This window comes from Streptomyces sp. NPDC093252 (assembly GCF_040683675.1).
Taxonomy (GTDB): domain Bacteria; phylum Actinomycetota; class Actinomycetes; order Streptomycetales; family Streptomycetaceae; genus Streptomyces.
In genome coordinates this window covers 196,784-215,140 of record NZ_JBFBEM010000009.1, presented here as the reverse complement: position 1 = coordinate 215,140, position 18,357 = coordinate 196,784, and the positions used below count along the sequence as shown (strand labels likewise).

Here is an 18,357-nt window from a genome sequence, read left to right as displayed (position 1 = left end):
CCACCGAGCCCATCCCCCTCACCTCACCGCACGGAGGTCATCCCGTCATGCCCGCGGACGCCAAGTCACCGAAGAAACTGCGCAGCAACCGCGCCTCCCTCGCCCACAAGGCGGGCTACGCGCTGAGCAACCCGGCCAAGGTCGTGCCCTACGTCCGCCGGGCCACCCGGGACGCCTGGCTGCGCGTCAAGCACCCCGACCACGTCGGCTACTACCGCGCGGTCATGGCCTCCGACACCCGCCGCAGCCCCGAGGCCGCGGTCGGCAGCAAGACCCATGACCGCTGGCTGGCCCTCGGGCAGATGCAGTTCGACTATCTCGTCGAGCACGGACTGCGCCCCGGGCACCGGATGCTGGACATCGGCTGCGGCAATCTGCGCGGCGGCTGGCGGTTCATCGACCACCTCGACAGCGGCGGCTACTACGGCATCGACATCTCGCCGGACATCCTGGTCGCCGCCAAGCGCACCCTCACCGAGCGCGGCCTCCAGGACAAGCTGCCGCATCTGACCATCACCGGCGATCTCACCCTGGACTTCCTGCCCGACGAGCACTTCGACGTCGTCCACGCCCACAGCGTCTTCTCGCACTCGCCGCTCGGGATGATCGACCAGTGCCTCGCCCATGTCGGACGGGTGCTCAAGCCGGGAGGTTTCTTCGACTTCACCTTCGACCGCACCGAGGGCACCGAGCACCAGGTCCTGCGCGAGGACTTCTACTACCGCACCGAGACCCTGCTGAAGCTGGCCGGGAGCCATGGGCTGCACGCCCGGTTCATGGCGGACTGGGAGACGCGCCCGCACGGCCAGTCGAAGATCCGCGTCAGCCGCAGCCCGCTGCCCGACTGACCCGGGTACGCGTTCAGGGTCGCCCACCGCTCTCCTCGGCGAGCGTGTGGGCGACGAGCGCGTTGGCGTGGCCGTGCCCCACCCCGTGCTCCTCCTTCAGCAGCTTCACCAGCTCCATGTGCTTGGCCGGGAGCGCGTCCCGCACGATCTGCTGCCACTCCGCCACCGGCCGCCCGTACTTCTTCTCGATCGCGGGAAAGTAGCTCGCGGGACCCTTGACGACTGCGTCGGCCATGACGACGGCTCCTTCATGCGGATTCATGCGTACGGTGATGTCTGTCACCGATACAGACGCCCTGACGTGCGGAAACTGATCGCCCCACGCGATGTGCCCTGCGTCACACCTCCCGGCCGCCGTCACCCCGCGCCGTCACCCCGGGCCAGCACCCCGCCCTCCAGCGCCCGGACGACCTGCGCGGCCACCCCCGGCGCCGGGACCGTCCCGGACTGGGCCGCCTCCGCGCCCGCGTACACCAGCGCCCACAGCACCTGCATGATCCAGGTGGCCGACACCCCGCTGTCGAAGACGCCGTCGCGCTGGCCGCGTTCCACGAGGGCGAGGATCAGCCGCTCGGTGGCGTCCTCGCCCTCCGCCTGCTCGGCGGCGGCGTCCTCGAAGATCTGCGGTTCCCCGAAGACGAACAGCATCCGGTGGCCCACCCCGACCACCGCCGCGACCAGCCGCCGCATCGCCTCGTCCGGCGGCCCCTGCTCGGTGGCGGCGTCGTGCACCGCCCGGTCGATGATCTCCAGGGAGTCCAGCACCGCCGCGTGGAGCAGCCGGTCGCGGTCCGGGAAGTAGCGGTGCAGGGTGCTGCGGCCGACGTCGGCGGCCTGGGCGATCTCCGCGAGGGTGGCCCGGCGGTCCCGGGCCAGCACCGAGGCGGCGGCGTCGAGGATGGCGCGCCGGGTGCGGTTGCGGGTCCCGGACTCGACGGGGGCGGAACCGGCGGGGGCGGGCTCGGCGGGGGACGTCGTGCTCATGTGCCGAATATATCGCTGGACACCTCACTATGGAACTTGCATACTCGAAAATGGGACGCCAGTGTCCCAAAAATAAGAAGCACCATCCCAGGAAGCGCAATCCCAGGGGGAGAGAGCCCACCGTGCCCGACATCGAAACCCAGGAGCAGCAGCAGCCGCCGAAGGCGCCCCCCACCCTGCCCAACCTCCGTCTGCTCTGGTCCTTCATCCGCCCCCACCGCCGCACGCTCGCCGCCGGTCTCCTCCTCGGGCTCTTCGTCACCGCCACCACCCTGGCGACCCCCCTCGCCACCAAGTGGGTGCTGGACGGACTCGCCGCGTCCCGTTCGATCGCCCCGGCGGTCGCCCTGCTGTCCACGCTGATCGTGGTGGGCTCGGTGACCCAGTTCGCCCAGTGGATCCTGCTCGGGCGGATGGGGGAGTACGTGGTGCGCGACGCCCGGCGCTCGATGGTCCGGCGGCTGCTCCGGCTGGAGATCGGCGCGCTGGGCGGCCGGTCCGCCGGTGAGCTGGTCACCCGGGTCACCTCGGACACCGTGCTGATGCGCGAGGCCGCCGCCTCCAGCCTGACCCAGCTCGTCAACGGGGCGATCGGGCTGGTCGGCGCGCTGGCCATGATGGCGCTGCTCGACCTGGTGCTGTTCGCCGTCACCTTCGCGAGCCTCGCCGTGGTCGGGGTGCTGGTCGCGCTGCTGATGCCCCGGTTGGCGACGACCCAGCGCGCCGCCCAGGAGTCGGTGGGCCGGCTGGGCGCGGCCCTGGACGGAGCACTGCGGGCGATCCGTACGGTCAAGTCGGCGCGGGCGGAGGAGCGGGAGTCGGAGCGGATCGTGGCCGAGGCGGACGCGTCCGCGCGGCACAGCGTCAGGGCGGTCCGGATCGACGCCACCGTCTGGACGGTCACCATGGCCGGGGTGCAGCTCGCGATCCTGCTGATCCTGGCGATCGGCGCGGTCCGGGTGGACTCGGGCGCCCTGGCCGTCTCCAGCCTGATCGCCTTCCTGCTGTACGCCTTCCAGTTGCTCGGCCCGGCCACCGAGCTGGCCCAGGAGTTCTCCCAGCTCCAGTCCGGTATCGCGGCGGCGGCCCGGATAGCGGAGATCCAGAAACTGGAGGTGGAGAAGGGCCACACCCGCACCCCCGCCACCCTCTCCGCCCGCACCCCTGTACCTGCCCCCACCCCCACCCCCACTCCCACCCCCCATGTCCTGGCCTTCGAGGAGGTCACCGCCCGTTACGCCCCCGACGGCCCCCCGGTCCTCGACGGCGTCTCCTTCGCCGTGCCGCGCCAGGGGCACACCGCGATCGTCGGCCCCTCCGGCGCGGGCAAGACCACCGCGTTCTCCCTGATGCTGGAGTTCCTGCGCCCGGACACCGGCCGGCTGGTCCTCGACGGGCACCCGCTCCAGGAGTGGCCCGCCTACGAGACGCGCCGCCGGATCGCCTATGTCGAGCAGGACACCCCGCTGCTGCCCGGCACCCTCGCCGACAACCTCCGCTATCTGCGCCCCGCCGCCACCGACGCCGAGCTGTGGGCCGCGCTGGACGCGGTCGGGCTGACCCGGCGCGCCGGGGAACTGCCCGAGGGGCTGGACACCGTACTCGCCGGGGCCGTCGTCTCCGGCGGTGAGCGTCAGCGGGTCGCGCTGGCCAGGGCGTTCGTCGCCGACCCGGAGATCCTGCTCCTGGACGAGGCGACGGCCCAGCTCGACGGGGTGACCGAGGCGGCCGTGCAGTCCTTCATCCGGGACCGGGCGGACCGGGCGGCCGTGGTGACCATCGCGCACCGGCTGTCCACGGTCGTGGAGGCGGACCGGATCGTGGTGCTGGAGCAGGGCCGGGTCCGGGCGACGGGCACCCACGCCGAACTGCTCACCACCGACGACCTCTACCGGGACATGGTGGCGGCCCTCCGCCTGGCGGCCCCGGCACCCGAACCGAAGCCGGAGGCACCTTCCCGGGCCTAGTGGCCGACCCCTGGGCCGACACAGAAAAACCCGATCGCTGGCGACGGGGGATGCACCAGCGATCGGGCTATGGCCAAGCCTAACAAGCCGGTTGCCGCCATGGGGGCCGACTGCTCGGGAGTGGAGCCGCTGTGTGACCGGGATCACGTAGGAGAGGGGGGCGGCGCCGGGCGCGCGACTACGTCCCACAGGGCGGTTCATAGTCCAGCCGGGGCAGGTACTCGTCCCACTTCTCCCTGGTCAGGACGGATCGGGTGGCCGCGCAGATCCGGCGCTCGGCCGCCTCCACGTCCAGGTCCCAGAGCCGGACCGTGCCCGAACCGCTGGACACCCCGAGCATCCGGCTGTGCGGGCTGAAGGAGAGGAAATTGCCCGTCTTGGCCTGGGGACTCATCGACTGCCCGAGCGACACGGCCGCCCCCGGCCGCCCCACGCCCCACAGCCGCACGGTGTCGTCGTTGCCGCCGCTGGCCAGGGTGTGCCCGTCGGGGCTGAAGGTGAGGGAGACGATCGCCTCGGTGTGCCCGGTCAGCCCCTCGCCCAGCGCCCGCGCCTGCCCCGGCCCGGTGGTGTCCCACAGCCGTACGGTGTTGTCGTCGCTGCCGCTGGCCAGGGTGCGGCCGTCCGGGCGGAAGGCGAGGGCGTTGACCGCGCCGCGATGCCCGGCGAACGCCTCGCGCCCACCGGTCGCCCGCGCCGGGTCGGACACGTCCCACAGCCGGATGGTGGTGTCCGCGCTGCCGCTGGCCAGGGTGGTGCCGTCGGGGCTGAAGGCGAGGGTGTTGACATACCCGGTGTGGCCGACGAGGGGCGCGCCGAGGGAGCGGGGGCGGGCCGGGTCGGTGACGTCCCAGAGGCGGATGGTGCGGTCGTCGTAGGCGGTGGCCAGGGTGGTGCCGTCGGGGCTGTAGGCGAGGGCGTCGGGGCCCGAGTACCGGGTGTGCAGGGTGAGCGGGGGGCCGTGCGGGACGGGCCGGGCGGGGTCGGAGACATCCCACAACTGCACCGCGGCGGGCCCGGCGAGCACGGCGAGGGTGGTGCCGTCGGGGGAGAAGACCAGGGACTTCACCTCGCCGCCGGCCGGGCGCAGCGGTTCGCTCAGCCGCACCGGACGGCCGGGCCGCCGTATGTCCCACAGTCTCAGGCTCTGGTCGCGGGCGGCGGTCGCCAGCACCCGGCCGTCCGGGCGGAACGCGCCGATCCGGCCCACCATGTCGGAGGTGGGCAGCGACCACAGCCGTACCCGGCCGTCGCCGGTGCCGGTGGCGAGGGTGCGGCCGTCCGGGCTGAACCCGAGCGCGTACATCTCCCCGCTGCTCCCGGCCAGCGGGGAGCCGACCTGGGAGGGGAACGCCGGGTTGCTGACGTTCCACAGGGTGGCGGTGCTGTCCGCGCTGGCGATGGCGAGCAGGGAGCCGTCCGGGCTGAACGCCACCGACCAGACGGGCCCGGTGTGCCCGATGACCGGCATCCCGATCGGCCGCGCCCGCTCCCGGTCCGAGACGTCCCACAACTGGACGGTGTCGTCGGCGCCGCCGCTGGCCAGGGTCCGCCCGTCGGGGCTGAAGGCGACGGAGTGGACCAGCGCCCGGTGCGCGGTGCGGGGGGTGCCGAGGGGGGCGGGCCGGTGCCGGTCGGTCAGGTCCCACAGCCGTACCGACCGGTCGTCCCCGGCGGAGGCGAGGGTGCGCCCGTCCGGGCTGAAGGCGACGGTGCGGACGGCGGCGCTGTGCCCTTCGAGCACCCCGAGCGACCGGGGCCGCGCGGGGTCGTCCAGGTCCCACAGCCGCACCACCCGCTCCTCGGTCGCGGCGGCGAGGGTCCGGCCGTCTGGGCTGAAGGCCAGCAGGTAGACCGTGCCGTCCTGCTTGGTCCAGGCCGGGCCGAGGGGGCGGGGGCGGGCCGGGTCGGTGACGTCGTACAGCCGCATGGTGCCGTCGTCGGAGGCGGTGGCGAGGGTGCGCCCGTCGGGGCTGAAGACCGCGGTGGACACCCAGCTCTCCGGCCCGGTCAGCGGCGTCCCCAGCGGCTTGGGCCGGGTCCGGTCGGTGACGTCCCACAGGCGGACGGTCCGGTCGTACCCGGCGGTGGCGAGGGTCCGGCCGTCCGGGCTGAAGCTGGTCAGATAGATCGCGCCGGTGTGCCCGGCGAGCGGGGTGGCCAGCGGGGAGTTGACGATCGAGACCAGCCGGTTCCAGGTGTCCTTGTCGTCCGGGCGCAGTTGGTGCGCGACCAGGTCGATCTGCGCGGACAGCGAGGGGTCGGAGTCCCGTACCCGGTCCGCCTCCGCGAGGACCTGCGCGAACACCGCGTCGTTGCGCTCCTGCCAGGCCACCACCGCCGCGCCGACCGCGACCACCACCAGCACCATCAGCGCGGCCACCGCGCCCCGGCTGAGCCAGACGGTACGGCGGCGCAGCCGCACCGAGGCGGCCAGGAAGTCCACGGCGGCCCGGGTCAGGGCGGTGTCCCCGGCGGTCCCGGCCCAGCCGTGCGCCTGCTCCAGCCGCGAACCCCGGTACAGCAGCGCGGAGTCCCGGCCGCCCACCTGCCAGGCCCGGCCGTCCTCCTCCAGCCTCTGGCGCAGCAGATTGCCGCCGCGGTCCTCGTCGATCCACTCGCGCAGCCGGGGCCAGGCGTGCAGCAGCGCCTCGTGGGTGATCTCCACGCTCTCCGCGTCCAGCGTCACCAGCCGGGCCCGGACCAGCGCCTCCAGCGACTCCCGGGTCTTGGCCGGATCGGCGGACTCCGCCGCCAGTTCCCGCCGGGTGCCGCGCCGCCGGGTGGCGGCGGTGTCCTCGCCGACCCGCACCAGCCGCAGCAGCAGCAGCCGGGCGGCGGTCCGGGCCGCCGGGTCCAGCCCCGACCAGGCCCGCTCGGCGGTGGCGGCGACGGCCCCCTGGAACCCTCCGGCCGCCCGGTACCCGCCGATCGTCAGCCGCCCGCCCTTCCGGCGCTGCCAGGTGACCAGCAGCGCGTGCGACAGCAGCGGCAGCACCCCGGCGTCGTGCGTGCCGCGCGGCCCGTCGGCGCTCACCTCCCGCACGATCAGCTCCGCGAGCCCCGGCTCCAGCTCCAGCCCGACCGCCTTCGCGGGCCCGGTCACCGCGTCCCGCAACTCCGCCGCGGTCAGCGCCCCGAGCACCATGCTCCGGTGCTGGAGGGCGTCCGCCAGCTCCGGGTGGCGCAGGCACCGCTCGTAGAAGTCGGCCCGTATCCCGAGCACCACCAGCACGGGCGGCCCGCCGCCGGGCGGCGGGGAGGCGGCGGTGTGCAGCAGCCGGACGAAGGTCCGGCGGACGTCGTCGTCCGGGCAGAGGGTGAAGATCTCCTCGAACTGGTCGACGACGAGAACGGGAGGGAGGGGCACCCCCGGGGCGGCGTCGTCATCGGTGTCGGCGGTGCGGCCCGCCTCGCCTCTTCGAGGCCCCCGAGCGGTACCCGGCACCGCACCGACACCCCCCGCATCCTCCCCGCCCGCCACCTCGATGAGCCCCGGCAGATCGGGTAGATCGGACGCGCCGTCGCGCAGGAACGGCCGGAGATCGGGCACCCCCCGGACCAGCTCCCCCAGCGGATCGCTCCCCGGCACGAGCCGGACGACGGCCCGCTCCCCGCCCAGCACCCCGCTCTCCACGGCGGGCAGCAGCCCCGCGTTGAGCAGCGAGGACTTCCCGGCCCCGGAGGCACCGACCAGCATCACGATCCCGCCGGTGCGCTCGGCGTCCCGGAGCCGGTCGACCAGGGTCTCGGTGGAGCGCCGCCGCCCGAAGAACCACCCCGCGTCCTCCTGCCGGTAGGAGGCGAGCCCGCGATAGGGACAGACCCCGCTCGGCACCTCGGCGGCGGGCACCTCCCCCTCGGGCTCGCGGGCGGCGGCCGGATCGCCGACGGCCAGCTCCCACAGCCGCTGCCACTGGGGCAGGTCGTAGAGCCCGGCGGAGACGGGGGTGGGCCGGGCGCGCCGGGCGGCGGGTATCAGCACCTGGAGCACGGCGGCGAGCGCCGCGAACTGCGCGGGCACGTTCCTGGCCCGCCGCCAGTCGCTGATCCGCTGCGCCGACACCCGGACCGGCCGCCCGCGCTCGTCGACCCGCTGCAACCGGACGACGGCCTCGGCGACGCTCTTCAGGGGCGGGTTCCCGGCCTCCTTGTAGAGCAGCGCGAGCCGCTCGGCGAACGCCGTACGCGCCTCGGAATCGGCCCCCACCACGCCCTCCTCCGCCGGTCCCGCACCGCGCGCCGTTTTCCGGTTCACCCCGGGTCCGTCCGGACCGGAAAACTCAGCTTATATGGCTGACCTGCGACGAAGCGGGGCCGCGAAGACCGGAACCTCCTCCGCGGGCGGCCCCGACTGGCAGGATCACGACCCAACAGCGCACCCGGCGTGCGCAGCCGGGGCAGGTCACCGGCTCGGCGCGCGGAGAGGCACCTGATGACGCCGCACGTTCTGGGTCAACTTCAGCCAACCGTACGAGCCCGCAGCACCGGCCCGACGCAAGCACCCTGAACCCGCCGCCCCACCCCCACTCCCCTCCCCTTCCCCTCACCTCCTTCTCAACCCCTTCTCACCTCCCTCGCGCCCCACCCAGGACCCGCCCCGCCCGCCTTTGGGCCCCGGGTCCCACCAGACGCGTCGCTCGGCACCGGTCTCCACGTGGGGAGGGACCGGTGCCGGGCGACGGGGTACCGCACGGCGGCGCGCAGGGGCCTCGGTACGCTGCCGGGAGCCACCCCCCGCCCCCGTACGCCCCAGAGGTCCCGCCCATGAAGCCGCGTCCCCGCCCCGCCGCAGGCGGTTCGCCGGCGTCCGGGGTGGTGCGGGGGCTGCGGGCCGGGGTGCTGGCGGCGGTGTGCGTGCTGCTGCCGCTGATGGGGCATGTGCTGGCCCGCTGTCACGCGCCGGGCTGGCTGATCGTCGCGGCCGTGGCGGTCGTGGCCGTGCCGGGGGCGCTGCTGCTGACCCGGCGGCGGCTGACCGACGCGCAGGTGATCGCGGCCCTCGCCGCCGCCCAGATCGCCGCGCACTCGGCGTACGCGCTGCCCGATGGTGGCGGGTCGGCCGCGCTGCTGGAGCACGGCGGCGCCGGTGCCGGACCGTCCTCCGGGGTGCTGTTCGCCGGGCATCTGGTCGCCGCCCTCCTCGCGGCGCGGCTGCTGGGCGTCGGCGAACGGCTGCTGTGGCAGAGCGGGCCGGTGCTGACCGCCGTCCACCGGCTGCTGGTGTTCGTGTGGCCCCGGCTCGCGCCCGGGTTCGGGACGACCGGGCCGCGGGTCGCGGTCGCCGGGGGGACGACGCCGCTGCGGTCGGCGATCCGGACGCGGCGACCGGCGGGGCGGGCGCCCCCGGCGCCGCGGTGGTCCGACCTCACCGACCTGATCCCCTTCCGGTCGACGCCGATCGGCGGTCCCGCGCTGCCCTGACGGGCGTGCCCCGAGGGCCGTGCGGTGCGGCGCGCGCCGGGGCCCGTAGAGAGCGCCCGATCGATCATGCAGAGCACCCACAGGCGGGCCGTCCGTACGACGGCCCGCGCCCTCGCCGTACCCGCCGCCGCACTGGCGGTCCTGGCCACCGCCGCCCCACCCGCCGGGGCTCACACCGAACTCACCACCAGCGTCCCCGCCGCCGACGCCACCCTCACCGCCCCGCCCCCCGACATCACCCTCACTTTCACCGACCCGATGAGCGAGAGCTACGCCCAGCTCGCCGTCACCGCCGAGGACGGCACGTCCGTGGGCCGGGGCGAGCCGGAGGTGAACGGCCGGACGGTGTCGCTCGCCCTCGATACCGGGGCCGGTGGTCCCGAGGGCGGCGGGCGGTACACGGTCGGATACCGGGTGGTGTCGCGGGACGGGCATCCGGTGACGGGGTCATACGCGTTCGAGGTGGAGGCGCCCGCGCCGACCCGGGTTCCGGAGCCGGAGCCGGGGCTTCCGGAACCGGAACCGGAGCCGCCCTCGCCCCTCGCGGCGGAGCCCGCCCCCTCCTCCGGATCCTCCGGCTCCTCCGGCCCGGGAACCCCCCTGCTCGCCGCAGGCGCGGCGCTGGCCGCCGCCGGTGCCGGTGCCCTCGCATACGGAGCACGACGACGACGCCAGCGGCGCGGACCGACAGGGAGCAACGACGATGCCCGCTGACCCCCACCCCACCCGGAACCGCCCCCACCGCCTCCCCCTTCTCCTCCTCGCCCCCCTCACCGCCGTGGCCGTCGCCCTGGTCGCGGTGTGGGCCGGGGGCGGGGCGACGAGCGGCGCGAACGTCCCCGGGATCGAGGACGCCGGGGCGTTCACCGCGTGGGCGCTGCCCGTGGCCCGGGTGCTCACCGACGCCGCCGCGGTGACGACCGTGGGGGCGCTGCTGCTGGTGGCGGTGCTGCTGCCGGGCGGCCGACGGCTCGAGCCGACCCAGCTCCGGTACGTGGACTGGGTGGTCGCGTCCGCCGCCGCCTGGGCCGTGCTGTCCGTCGCCACCCTCCTCCTCACTCTCTCCGACCTCTTCGCCCGCCCCCTGCTGACCGGGGACGGGTCCGGAATCCTCACCCCGGAGGTGATCGCGGACTTCGTGATCACCGACGCGCGGGGCCGGGCGTACGCCGTGACGGCGGCCGTGGCCGCACTCGTCGCGACCCTCGCCATCGGCCTCTCCACCGCCCGCTGGGCCCGCGTCGCCCTGCTGCTCGCCCTGACCGGCCTCCTGCCCCCCGCCCTCACCGGCCACTCCGCCGCCTCCGGCAACCACGACACCGCCGTCACCAGCCTCGCCCTGCATCTGGCCGGGGCGGCGGTGTGGGTCGGCGGGCTGCTGTTCGTGCTGGTGGTGGCGGTGCGCGGGGCCAAGGCCAAGGACAAGGACACGGACACGGAAACGGACAAGGAAACGGAGACCGTCGTACGCCGCTTCGGCCCGCTGGCGGGCGGGGCCCTGCTGACGGTGGCGGCGAGCGGCATCGTCAACGCCGCCGTCCGCCTCCCGTCCCCCGCCGACCTCCTCACCACCCCCTACGGACTGATGCTGCTGGGCAAGGTGGTGGCGCTGGGCGGGCTGGCGGCCGTAGGGGCGTGGCACCGCCGCCGGACGCTCCCGGCCCTGCGGACGGGGAGCCGCGGGCCCTTCCTCCGTCTCGCCGCCGCCGAACTGCTCCTGATGGCCGCGACGACCGGCCTGGCCGTGGCCCTCTCCCGCACCCCGCCCCCCGGCGGGACGACCGCCCCCCTCACCCGCGCCGAGGAACTCCTCGGCTTCCCCATGCCCCCGCCCCTGGGGAACTTCCCCTGGACCCCCCTGTTCACCGAATGGCACTTCGACCCGCTCTTCGCCTTCGGCACGGCCGCGGCGGGCGCCCTGTACCTGGCGGGTGTCCGCAAGCTCCGCCGCCGGGGCGACCGGTGGCCGCCCGGCCGGACGACGGCCTGGCTGGCCGGTCTCGCGGTCACCGTCCTGGCGACCATGAGCGGACTGTCGACGTACGGAAAAGTCCTGTTCAGCGTGCACATGGGCCAGCACATGATCCTGGCCATGACGGTCCCGCTGCTCCTGGTCCTCGGCGCCCCCGCGACCCTCGCCCTCCGAGCCCTCCCCACTGCCCCCAAGCACTCACCCCCCGGCCCCCGCGAACTCCTCCTCACCCTCCTCCACAGCCGCTATGTCCGGCTGATCTCCCACCCGGTGGTGGCGAGCGTCCTGTTCATCGGCAGCGCGTACGCCGTCTACTACACCTCGCTCTTCGAGACGCTGATGCGCAGTCACCTCGGCCATGTGGTGATGCTGGTGCACTTCCTGGCCGTCGGGCTGCTGTTCTTCTGGGTGATCATCGGCATCGACCCGGGTCCGCGCCGCCCGCCCTACCTGGGCCGCCTCTTCGCCCTCATCCTCACGATGCCGTTCCACTCCTGGTTCAGCATCTCGCTGATGAGTTCCAGCACCCTGATCGGCGCGGGCTGGTGGAACGCCCTCGACCGCCCCTGGGTCACCGAGCCCCTGGACGACCAGTACGACGCCGGAGCCATCGCCTGGGCCACCGGCGACATCCCCGTCCTCCTCACCACGGTCGTCCTGGCCGCCCAGTGGATCCGGGCGGACCGCCGCGAGGCCCGCCGCATCGACCGCCGCATCGACCAGAGCGACGGCAACGACCCCCTGACGGCCTACAACGCCTACTTGGCGAGCCTCCACGCCCGCGACCGCCGACCGGCGTCCTCCCCCGACCGGAAGAACCCATGACCAAACTGAAGAAGAACCTCATCGCCGCCGCCGTACTGATCGTCGGCTTCGCCACGGCCTACGGCGTCTACCTCCTCCTCGCCCCCGAGGGCACCGGCAGCACCAGCCTGGACGTCCGCCCCGCCGCCGAGGCGGAGGCCGTCCGCCCCTCCAGCCACCGTATGACGACCCCGGAGCGCAGCGAACTGACCGTCGTCGAGTTCCTCGACTTCGAGTGCGAGGCGTGCGGCGCGTACTACCCCGCCGTGGAACAACTGAAGAAGGAGTACGGCGACCGGGTCACCTTCGTCGCCCGCTACTTCCCGATGCCGGGCCACCGCAACGCCGAACCGGCCGCCCGCGCGGCGGAGGCGGCGGCCCGCCAGGGCAAGTTCGAGGAGATGTACGACAAGCTCTTCACCTCGCAGAAGGAGTGGGGGGAGTCGCAGGACTGGAAGGAGGACGTCTTCCGCGGCTACGCCGCCGACCTCGGCCTGGACATGACCCGCTTCGACGCCGACCTCGCCGACCCGGAAACCGCCGGCCGCGTCCTGGCGGACCAGGAGGACGGGGTGGGGCTGGGGGTGAACTCGACGCCGACGTTCTTCGTGGACGGCGAGAAGATCGCGAATCCGGGGTCGCTGGAGGAGTTCAGGGCGGTGATCGAGGAGGGGTTGGGGGAGTGAGGGCGGGGAGGATCTGGCCGGGGCCGGGGCCGGGGCGGGTGCCCTGAGCCCGGCCCGGGTAGAAGAGCACGGCCCCCCGCCCAAGAACTCAGACGGCAAGGCGCACCACTGCGCGGCATAGCGCGTCCACCTGCTCCGGAGTCAGCTCGAAGTCGTAGGCGATGTCCTCGACGCTCTCCCGGCCTCCCAGAGGTCGGTGATGGCCCCGACCGGGACACGGTTCGCGGCCACTACGGGCCTCCCCTGCCCGAACCTCGGATCGATCACCACGGGCACGGACTCCGGGTACTGCCTGAGCCGGAGGCTGGAGGGGAAGTCGTCGTCGGGCTCCCAGTTCAGGTGGCGCAGGTGGTCGGAAACCACCTCCTGGATGGGTGCCTGACCACCTCGGGCTCTGCGGAGATCCCCGAGCCCATGCCCGACGAAGATCTCCACCCCGTCCGTCGCGACCCGCTTCGACACCAGCCCGTACGGCGTGGCGAACGCGTCCCGTACGGCTGCCGCCGCCTCTCTGATCTCACTCATCCGGAGCCCCAGCGAACGCAGGGAACGGAGTACATGCGCCTCGGCCACCGCGATGAACGGCACCGAGGGCTGCCCCCTGCGCCCCGGCTCGACCTGATGAACCAGCGGTGCCCCGGCGGCCCTGGCCTTCAGCCACGAGGCCAGGGTCGACTGCGGAATCTCCAGGTAGGAGGCTGTTTCTGTCGGCGTCAGAAGCCCATCCCTGAACCGGTCGCTCATCCTCCGGCTCACGCGCTGGCCCGCACCGGCTCCCGGCAGTCCCGGCACCGCTCACCCCTGACCGCCGACCGGAAGGCCCGCTCGCACCCGTCGCAGGTCTGGAGGGGCAGCACCGCCGGCCGTTCCGGAAGGTGGTCCGGAAGGGGAGAGGCGGGCGGGGCGGGCAGGGGGGTCTCACGGAGCCGGAAGGCGAGGATGCCCACCGGGCGGCCGAGGAAGTGATCCGGGAGCCGATCGGTGAGGGTGGCGGTGATCTGGTGGGGCGAGACCCCGGCCGCGAGCCACTCGCACACGGCGGGCGCCAGCCGCACCGCCTCCCGCTCGGACAGCACCAGCCGAGGATCGACCCGGCGGAGCGAGGCGAACACGGCGATGGCCTGCGGGTCCACGCCGGACAGGGCCCGCCCTGCCGGGACGGCGGCATCCGGGGCGTCCGGCTTCCGCGCCGGGGGCGGCGGCTCCGGCGTCGGCCCGTCCGGCTCGGGATCACCGCCACCGGGAACGTCGTAGAAGTACGTACGGGTACGGATCTGCCCCGACGCCAGCCGCTCGCGCCGCCGCTCCAGGTACCCGGCGGCCTCCAGTTCCCGCAGCGCCCGCGAGATCAGGATCTCGCCCTCGCTGAAGTGCGCGCAGAGGGCGGCGATGGAGACGGGAGCCCCGTCGGGGAGGGAGGAGATGTACGCGGCGACACCGATGGTGACCGCGCTGCCGCGCCGCTGGACGAGGGCGTTGGAGATCACCGTGAAGTCGGCGGCGAGGCGGGTTCGGATGTGGGTGACGCCGGAGGTCGGAGTACCGGCGTGGGCGCGCGAGGGCGCGTTAGACTGCGATTCAGCCATCGGGAAGGCGCTTCTTCCTGAGCGGTCAGGCCCTCGTCCGGGATGCCAGTCCCGGCGGGGGCCGTCTTGTGTATGGGGTTGTTGCGGTGAACGTAACGGTACGTGTCCCAAACCCGCAAGCGAGTCACACAAACGGGTGACGCGCGCCTCGCGGCGGGTCGGGGGAGGTGAGGTGGGTGGGTGGGCGGGAGTTCTTTACCCCGGTTCTTTAAGGGGGTTGGTGGGGCGCCGGACCCCCGTCAACGAGGGTCCGGCGGCGGAAGCGGATCGCTAGTCGTTCTTCAACCCACCTATGAATGCGGCCCAGGAGGCGGATTCGAAGCGGAGCGCGGGGCCCTCCGGGGTCTTGCTGTCACGGACGGGGACGGCGGACGTGAATCCGGCGGCGACCTCCACGCAGTTGCCGCCCTCGAAATTGCTGTAGCTGCTCCTTCGCCAAACGGCGCTGGTCGGACTGGGGTGGGACCTTCGCTCCACGGTCGCTGACCTCCAACACGGATCGGATCATGTCCAGGGACATGAGCGGGGGCAGCGCTGCCGCCCTCAATCGATCGTAGGCCAGTGCGAAGGCGCGGATCTCCGCTGGTTCTTGGATGAGTTGGCCGTAGTGCGAACCCTCCGTGTAGGCGATCTCGGAGCCATTTGGCATGTTGAGCAGGGACAGTGAGCCGCCCATGACGTCGTGCCCGCTCTGGGAGAACGGCAGCACCTGAAGGGTGATGTTCGGCTGTTCCGCGGCCCAGAGAATCTTCTCCATCTGTTCACGAATCACCGCCGGACCGCCGACAGGGCGCCGGAGCACCGATTCGTCGAGGATCACCCAGAGTTCAGGCCGATCGGGTGCCGTGAGTCGGTCCTGCCGCCCCATGCGGAAGGCGATTCGTTCCTCCAACTGCTCATTGCTGGAAAGCGTTTGACCGAGGCTGAGAACCGTCCGCGCGTAGCCCTCCGTCTGCAAGAGCCCAGGCACCAGATGAGCCGCGTACTCCCGAATGACCAGTGCCCGCCGCTGCTCGGCGATGAACTTCTGCGACCAGTCGGGAAACGCCTCCCGATACACATACGGCCACAACTCGATTAACAAATTATCCGCACCCAGGACGGAGTCCAACGCCCGGGTCAGCTCCAGCGTGGGCTTGGCTCCCGATGCCCGTTCGATCTGCGTGATCCGCGTACTCACCACATGAACCAGCGCGCCCAACTCGGCCTGTGTCAGTCCCGCCGCTTTACGGAGCTTGCACACCCGCCTGCCGAAGAGCACGGCCATGGACACACTCGTGTCAATTTCCTTGGCCAAAGCGTCACTTCCGTTCCTTACGGGCGGAGAGGTAATGCCATGTCACCTGTTGAGGGTAGGGCGACTGGACGACTCTTGAGCACGGAACGTGACGACTCAACAGAAGAAGGCGACGGGCAGGCCGTGCTGACAGAGACGAATACGACGATGACGACGGGAGGCGCCCCCGCCCTCACCCTGCAATTCCCTCCCTCCGCGCGAGGTGCCCGGAGGGCCCGGCGGCTGGCGGTGCTGTGGCTGGCGGAGCAGGGCTGTCCGCCGGAGTCGGACGGGTCGTGCGCCGTGGCGCTGGTGATCGGGGAGCTGACCGCGAACGCCGTGCAGCACGGCCGAGTCCCCGGCCACTCCTGTGGCCTGACCCTGGCGCTCGACCCGGCGACGGGCGTGCTGCGGGTGGAGGTGGCGGACGCCGCCGCCGAGAAGCGGCTGCCTGCGGCGGTGCCGACCTCGCACCCGGAGGGCGAGTCGGGCCGGGGACTGCTCTTGGTGGACGCGCTGGCGCTGCGGTGGGGGTCGGTGCGGCGGCACCCCGTGGGGAAGACGGTGTGGGCGGAACTGGACCTGGACCTGGCCCTTGACTCGGCCTCCGGCTGACTGATCCCACCGCAATAGAACCGACCGCCAATCGGAACGACCGCCAACCGGGTCCCCGTGGTGCATGGTTGGCTGGGTGGTCGTGGAGTCCGTCGGTGCGAGACAGAGTGGGTGAGCTGGGTCCTATGAGGGTGGAGCTTCCGCCGGAGCCGGCGTGCTTCGTGGACCGGTACGAGGAGCGGGACCGGGTCCTGCGGGCCGTGGACGAGTGGACGGAACGTTCCGGACCATCCGGAACGTCCTCCAGGCCGCTGATGGTGACCCTCAGTGGCCCGCAGGGCATGGGGAAGACGGAGCTGGCCCGGCTGCTCGCCCGGGTCCTGAGGGACCGCTTCGCGGACGGCGTCCGCTCCGTCGACCTGGACGACTTCCGGCTGGGCGGCGGGCTCGACCCCGGCGATGTGCTGGCACAACTGCTGGAGTCGCTCGGCGTGGAACCGTCGTTCGTCGCGGCGTCGTTCAAGGCGCGCTGCACCCAGTACTGGAGCAAGACCGCCGACGCCCGGTTCGTCCTCATCCTGGACAACGCGCGGTACGCCTCCGAGATCGTCCCGCTGCTCCCGGCGTCGGGCGCCAGTCTGGTGATCGTCACCAGTCACAGCCCGCTGCGCGACCTGGAGGACGGCACGGCCCTGGGCATGGCCCTGCCACCGCTGGAGGAGTGGGCCGCGACGGAACTCCTGGAACTGGTCGTCCGGGACGCCCGCCTCGCCGCCGACCCCGAGTCCGTACGGGCACTGGTGCGGCTGTGCGAGGGACTGCCCGCCGCGCTCCATGTGGCAGGCGGCTGGGTGCGGGCGCGTCGGCTGCGTCCGCTGTCCCGGCTGATCCCGCAGTTGCGGGAGGAGTGGGAGGAGAAGGGCGTCGCCGGGGTGGAGCGGTTCTGGGACACGGTGTACGACGGGTTGTCGGGTACCGCGTCCCGCCTCTACCGCCTGCTGGCCCACCACCCCGGGACGGCGTTCACCCAGGAGTCGGCGACCGCGCTGCTCGGCCTCGGACCGGAACCCTGCGAGGACGCCCTTGAGGAACTGGACCGCGCCGGACTGCTCGACCTCAGCGAACTGCTCGCCGAGGGCGGCGGTGGTGATGATGGCCGACTGAGGCTGCCAGGCCCCTTGCGCGCCCACGCGCTGCGCCGGAGCCGCAGGGACGCCCCGCAGGGGGAGGCCGAGGAGGGCCTCGGGAGGCTGCTCGGCTGGCTGGTGCGGCAGTTCCAGCGGGCGGACCGGTTCGCCGCCGGTACCCGGCTGATCGTCGCGGACGAACACCCCGCCCTCCCCCTCGCCCCCGACGCACCGCTGGCCGACCCCGGGGCGACGGCCGACCCGGCGACGAAGGCCGAGCGCTCGGACCGCGCGTCCGCCTGGCTGTACGAGGAACGCCATGTGCTGCTGGCGTCCGTCCGGCTGGCGCATGAGCGGGGGATGGACGCGGAGGTGGTGGCGCTGTCCGAGCCGGTGTGGACGTACGCGCTGGACCACCCGCACCAGGCCGGTGTGGTGGGCGCGCTGCGGCTCGCCGTGGCGTCGGCGGTCCGGCACGGCGCCCGCCCGGACTGGCTGGTACGCACCCGGTGCCAGCTCGCGCGCCAGTTGTGGGAGGCGGGCGCGGTGGACGAGGCGGAGCGCGAACTCGACGCGGCCACAGCCGTCCTCCCCCTCCTCGCGGACGGCGAGGAACGGGACCGGAAACTCGCAGCGTCGGTGGTCGAATTCCGAGGAATGCTCGCCGGGGTACGCGGCGAATGGATGCGGGCAGCAACCGAGTTCGACCGCTCCCGCCAGATGCACCGCGCGATCCCCAACCCCTACGGCGCCATGCTCCAGTCCTACCGCCTCGGAGAGGCCCGAGCCCACCTCGGCGAACTGGACGCGGCCCACGACATCCTCACCCAGGCACACGACGAGGCGGTCGCGCTGCATCGCGAGCGGATGGCCCGCCGTACGGGATTCGCCCTCGCGGGCGTCCTGCACCGCCTCGGCCGGACATCGGAGGCGCGAGCACTGTACGAACGGTCCCTGGACGCGGCCCGCCGCCGGGGATCCGGCTTCGACCGGGCACGGGTCCATGACGCCCTGGCGGAACTCGCGCAGACGGAGGGGCACGGCGCCGAGGCGGCGGAACACCGTACGGCGGCGGACGCCATCCGGCGGCTCAACGGCCTGGGCGGGCAGTGACGACGACTCAGACTC

Annotated in this window: 15 protein-coding genes; 8 read left to right on the top strand and 7 right to left on the bottom strand. The window is 73.3% G+C overall.

Annotated features, from left to right (window positions below; genetic code table 11):
- The first annotated feature begins 47 nt into the window (after positions 1-47).
- A complete protein-coding gene (locus AB0O01_RS20640) occupies positions 48-848 on the top strand; it encodes a class I SAM-dependent methyltransferase (RefSeq protein ID WP_365315211.1) in 801 nt (266 codons plus the stop codon).
- Between the two features lie 13 nt (positions 849-861).
- Here the strand turns inward: AB0O01_RS20640 and AB0O01_RS20635 are convergent, their stop codons facing one another.
- Together AB0O01_RS20635 and AB0O01_RS20630 are read right to left on the bottom strand one after the other, a co-directional pair.
- Positions 862-1,083 (bottom strand): DUF4287 domain-containing protein, encoded by a 222-nt coding sequence (locus AB0O01_RS20635; protein WP_365315210.1) that lies wholly within the window; start codon positions 1,081-1,083, stop codon positions 862-864.
- A 122-nt stretch (positions 1,084-1,205) separates the two neighbouring features.
- Positions 1,206-1,832, bottom strand: a complete 627-nt coding sequence (locus AB0O01_RS20630; protein WP_365315208.1) for a TetR/AcrR family transcriptional regulator — start codon at positions 1,830-1,832, stop codon at positions 1,206-1,208.
- A gap of 122 nt (positions 1,833-1,954) precedes the next feature.
- Between AB0O01_RS20630 and AB0O01_RS20625 the strand changes: the two genes are divergently transcribed.
- Positions 1,955-3,799 (top strand): ABC transporter ATP-binding protein, encoded by a 1,845-nt coding sequence (locus AB0O01_RS20625; protein ID WP_365315207.1) that lies wholly within the window; start codon positions 1,955-1,957, stop codon positions 3,797-3,799.
- A 178-nt stretch (positions 3,800-3,977) separates the two neighbouring features.
- Here the strand turns inward: AB0O01_RS20625 and AB0O01_RS20620 are convergent, their stop codons facing one another.
- A complete protein-coding gene (locus tag AB0O01_RS20620) occupies positions 3,978-8,009 on the bottom strand; it encodes a hypothetical protein (RefSeq protein WP_365315206.1) in 4,032 nt (1,343 codons plus the stop codon).
- Between the two features lie 557 nt (positions 8,010-8,566).
- Here AB0O01_RS20620 and AB0O01_RS20615 point away from each other — a divergent pair.
- The 4 genes from AB0O01_RS20615 to AB0O01_RS20600 all read left to right on the top strand — a co-directional run bounded on the left by AB0O01_RS20615 (position 8,567) and on the right by AB0O01_RS20600 (position 12,685).
- Positions 8,567-9,223 carry a hypothetical protein gene (locus tag AB0O01_RS20615; protein WP_365315204.1) on the top strand — a complete coding sequence of 219 codons (657 nt, stop codon included), beginning with the start codon at positions 8,567-8,569 and terminating at the stop codon, positions 9,221-9,223.
- Between the two features lie 66 nt (positions 9,224-9,289).
- Positions 9,290-9,937, top strand: a complete 648-nt coding sequence (locus AB0O01_RS20610; RefSeq protein ID WP_365315202.1) for a copper resistance CopC family protein — start codon at positions 9,290-9,292, stop codon at positions 9,935-9,937.
- Positions 9,927-12,020 (top strand): cytochrome c oxidase assembly protein, encoded by a 2,094-nt coding sequence (locus tag AB0O01_RS20605; RefSeq protein WP_365315201.1) that lies wholly within the window; start codon positions 9,927-9,929, stop codon positions 12,018-12,020. Before AB0O01_RS20610 ends, AB0O01_RS20605 begins: the two co-directional genes overlap by 11 nt.
- Positions 12,017-12,685 carry a thioredoxin domain-containing protein gene (locus AB0O01_RS20600; protein WP_365315200.1) on the top strand — a complete coding sequence of 223 codons (669 nt, stop codon included), beginning with the start codon at positions 12,017-12,019 and terminating at the stop codon, positions 12,683-12,685. Before AB0O01_RS20605 ends, AB0O01_RS20600 begins: the two co-directional genes overlap by 4 nt.
- Before the next feature lie 141 nt (positions 12,686-12,826).
- Here AB0O01_RS20600 and AB0O01_RS20595 read toward each other — a convergent pair whose 3' ends face one another.
- From AB0O01_RS20595 to AB0O01_RS20580, 4 genes are all read right to left on the bottom strand, one after another.
- Positions 12,827-13,429, bottom strand: coding sequence for a DUF433 domain-containing protein (locus AB0O01_RS20595; protein ID WP_365315198.1), 603 nt, complete (start codon positions 13,427-13,429; stop codon positions 12,827-12,829).
- An 8-nt stretch (positions 13,430-13,437) separates the two neighbouring features.
- Complete coding sequence (locus AB0O01_RS20590; protein WP_365315197.1) at positions 13,438-14,271, bottom strand: hypothetical protein; 834 nt, start codon at positions 14,269-14,271, stop codon at positions 13,438-13,440.
- Positions 14,272-14,541: 270 nt separating this feature from the next.
- A complete protein-coding gene (locus AB0O01_RS20585) occupies positions 14,542-14,667 on the bottom strand; it encodes a DUF397 domain-containing protein (protein ID WP_365315195.1) in 126 nt (41 codons plus the stop codon).
- A complete protein-coding gene (locus AB0O01_RS20580) occupies positions 14,624-15,538 on the bottom strand; it encodes a helix-turn-helix transcriptional regulator (RefSeq protein ID WP_365315193.1) in 915 nt (304 codons plus the stop codon). Before AB0O01_RS20580 ends, AB0O01_RS20585 begins: the two co-directional genes overlap by 44 nt.
- Before the next feature lie 177 nt (positions 15,539-15,715).
- Here AB0O01_RS20580 and AB0O01_RS20575 point away from each other — a divergent pair, with 177 nt between their 5' ends.
- Complete coding sequence (locus AB0O01_RS20575) at positions 15,716-16,162, top strand: ATP-binding protein (protein ID WP_365315480.1); 447 nt, start codon at positions 15,716-15,718, stop codon at positions 16,160-16,162.
- A gap of 125 nt (positions 16,163-16,287) precedes the next feature.
- Entirely contained in the window at positions 16,288-18,342 is a 2,055-nt protein-coding gene (locus tag AB0O01_RS20570; protein WP_365315191.1) for an AAA family ATPase, read from the top strand.
- Positions 18,343-18,357: the final 15 nt, after the last annotated feature.

Bases quoted from the DNA above. Each gene is read 5' to 3' on its own strand.
- AB0O01_RS20575 (WP_365315480.1), top strand. From the start codon at position 15,716: ATGACGACGGGAGGCGCCCCCGCCCTCACCCTGCAATTCCCTCCCTCC.
- AB0O01_RS20640 (WP_365315211.1), top strand. From the start codon at position 48: ATGCCCGCGGACGCCAAGTCACCGAAGAAACTGCGCAGCAACCGCGCC.
- AB0O01_RS20580 (WP_365315193.1), bottom strand. From the start codon at position 15,538: ATGGCCGTGCTCTTCGGCAGGCGGGTGTGCAAGCTCCGTAAAGCGGCG.
- AB0O01_RS20590 (WP_365315197.1), bottom strand. From the start codon at position 14,271: ATGGCTGAATCGCAGTCTAACGCGCCCTCGCGCGCCCACGCCGGTACT.
- AB0O01_RS20635 (WP_365315210.1), bottom strand. From the start codon at position 1,083: ATGGCCGACGCAGTCGTCAAGGGTCCCGCGAGCTACTTTCCCGCGATC.
- AB0O01_RS20595 (WP_365315198.1), bottom strand. From the start codon at position 13,429: ATGAGCGACCGGTTCAGGGATGGGCTTCTGACGCCGACAGAAACAGCC.
- AB0O01_RS20570 (WP_365315191.1), top strand. From the start codon at position 16,288: ATGAGGGTGGAGCTTCCGCCGGAGCCGGCGTGCTTCGTGGACCGGTAC.
- AB0O01_RS20600 (WP_365315200.1), top strand. From the start codon at position 12,017: ATGACCAAACTGAAGAAGAACCTCATCGCCGCCGCCGTACTGATCGTC.
- AB0O01_RS20605 (WP_365315201.1), top strand. From the start codon at position 9,927: ATGCCCGCTGACCCCCACCCCACCCGGAACCGCCCCCACCGCCTCCCC.
- AB0O01_RS20615 (WP_365315204.1), top strand. From the start codon at position 8,567: ATGAAGCCGCGTCCCCGCCCCGCCGCAGGCGGTTCGCCGGCGTCCGGG.
- AB0O01_RS20610 (WP_365315202.1), top strand. From the start codon at position 9,290: ATGCAGAGCACCCACAGGCGGGCCGTCCGTACGACGGCCCGCGCCCTC.
- AB0O01_RS20630 (WP_365315208.1), bottom strand. From the start codon at position 1,832: ATGAGCACGACGTCCCCCGCCGAGCCCGCCCCCGCCGGTTCCGCCCCC.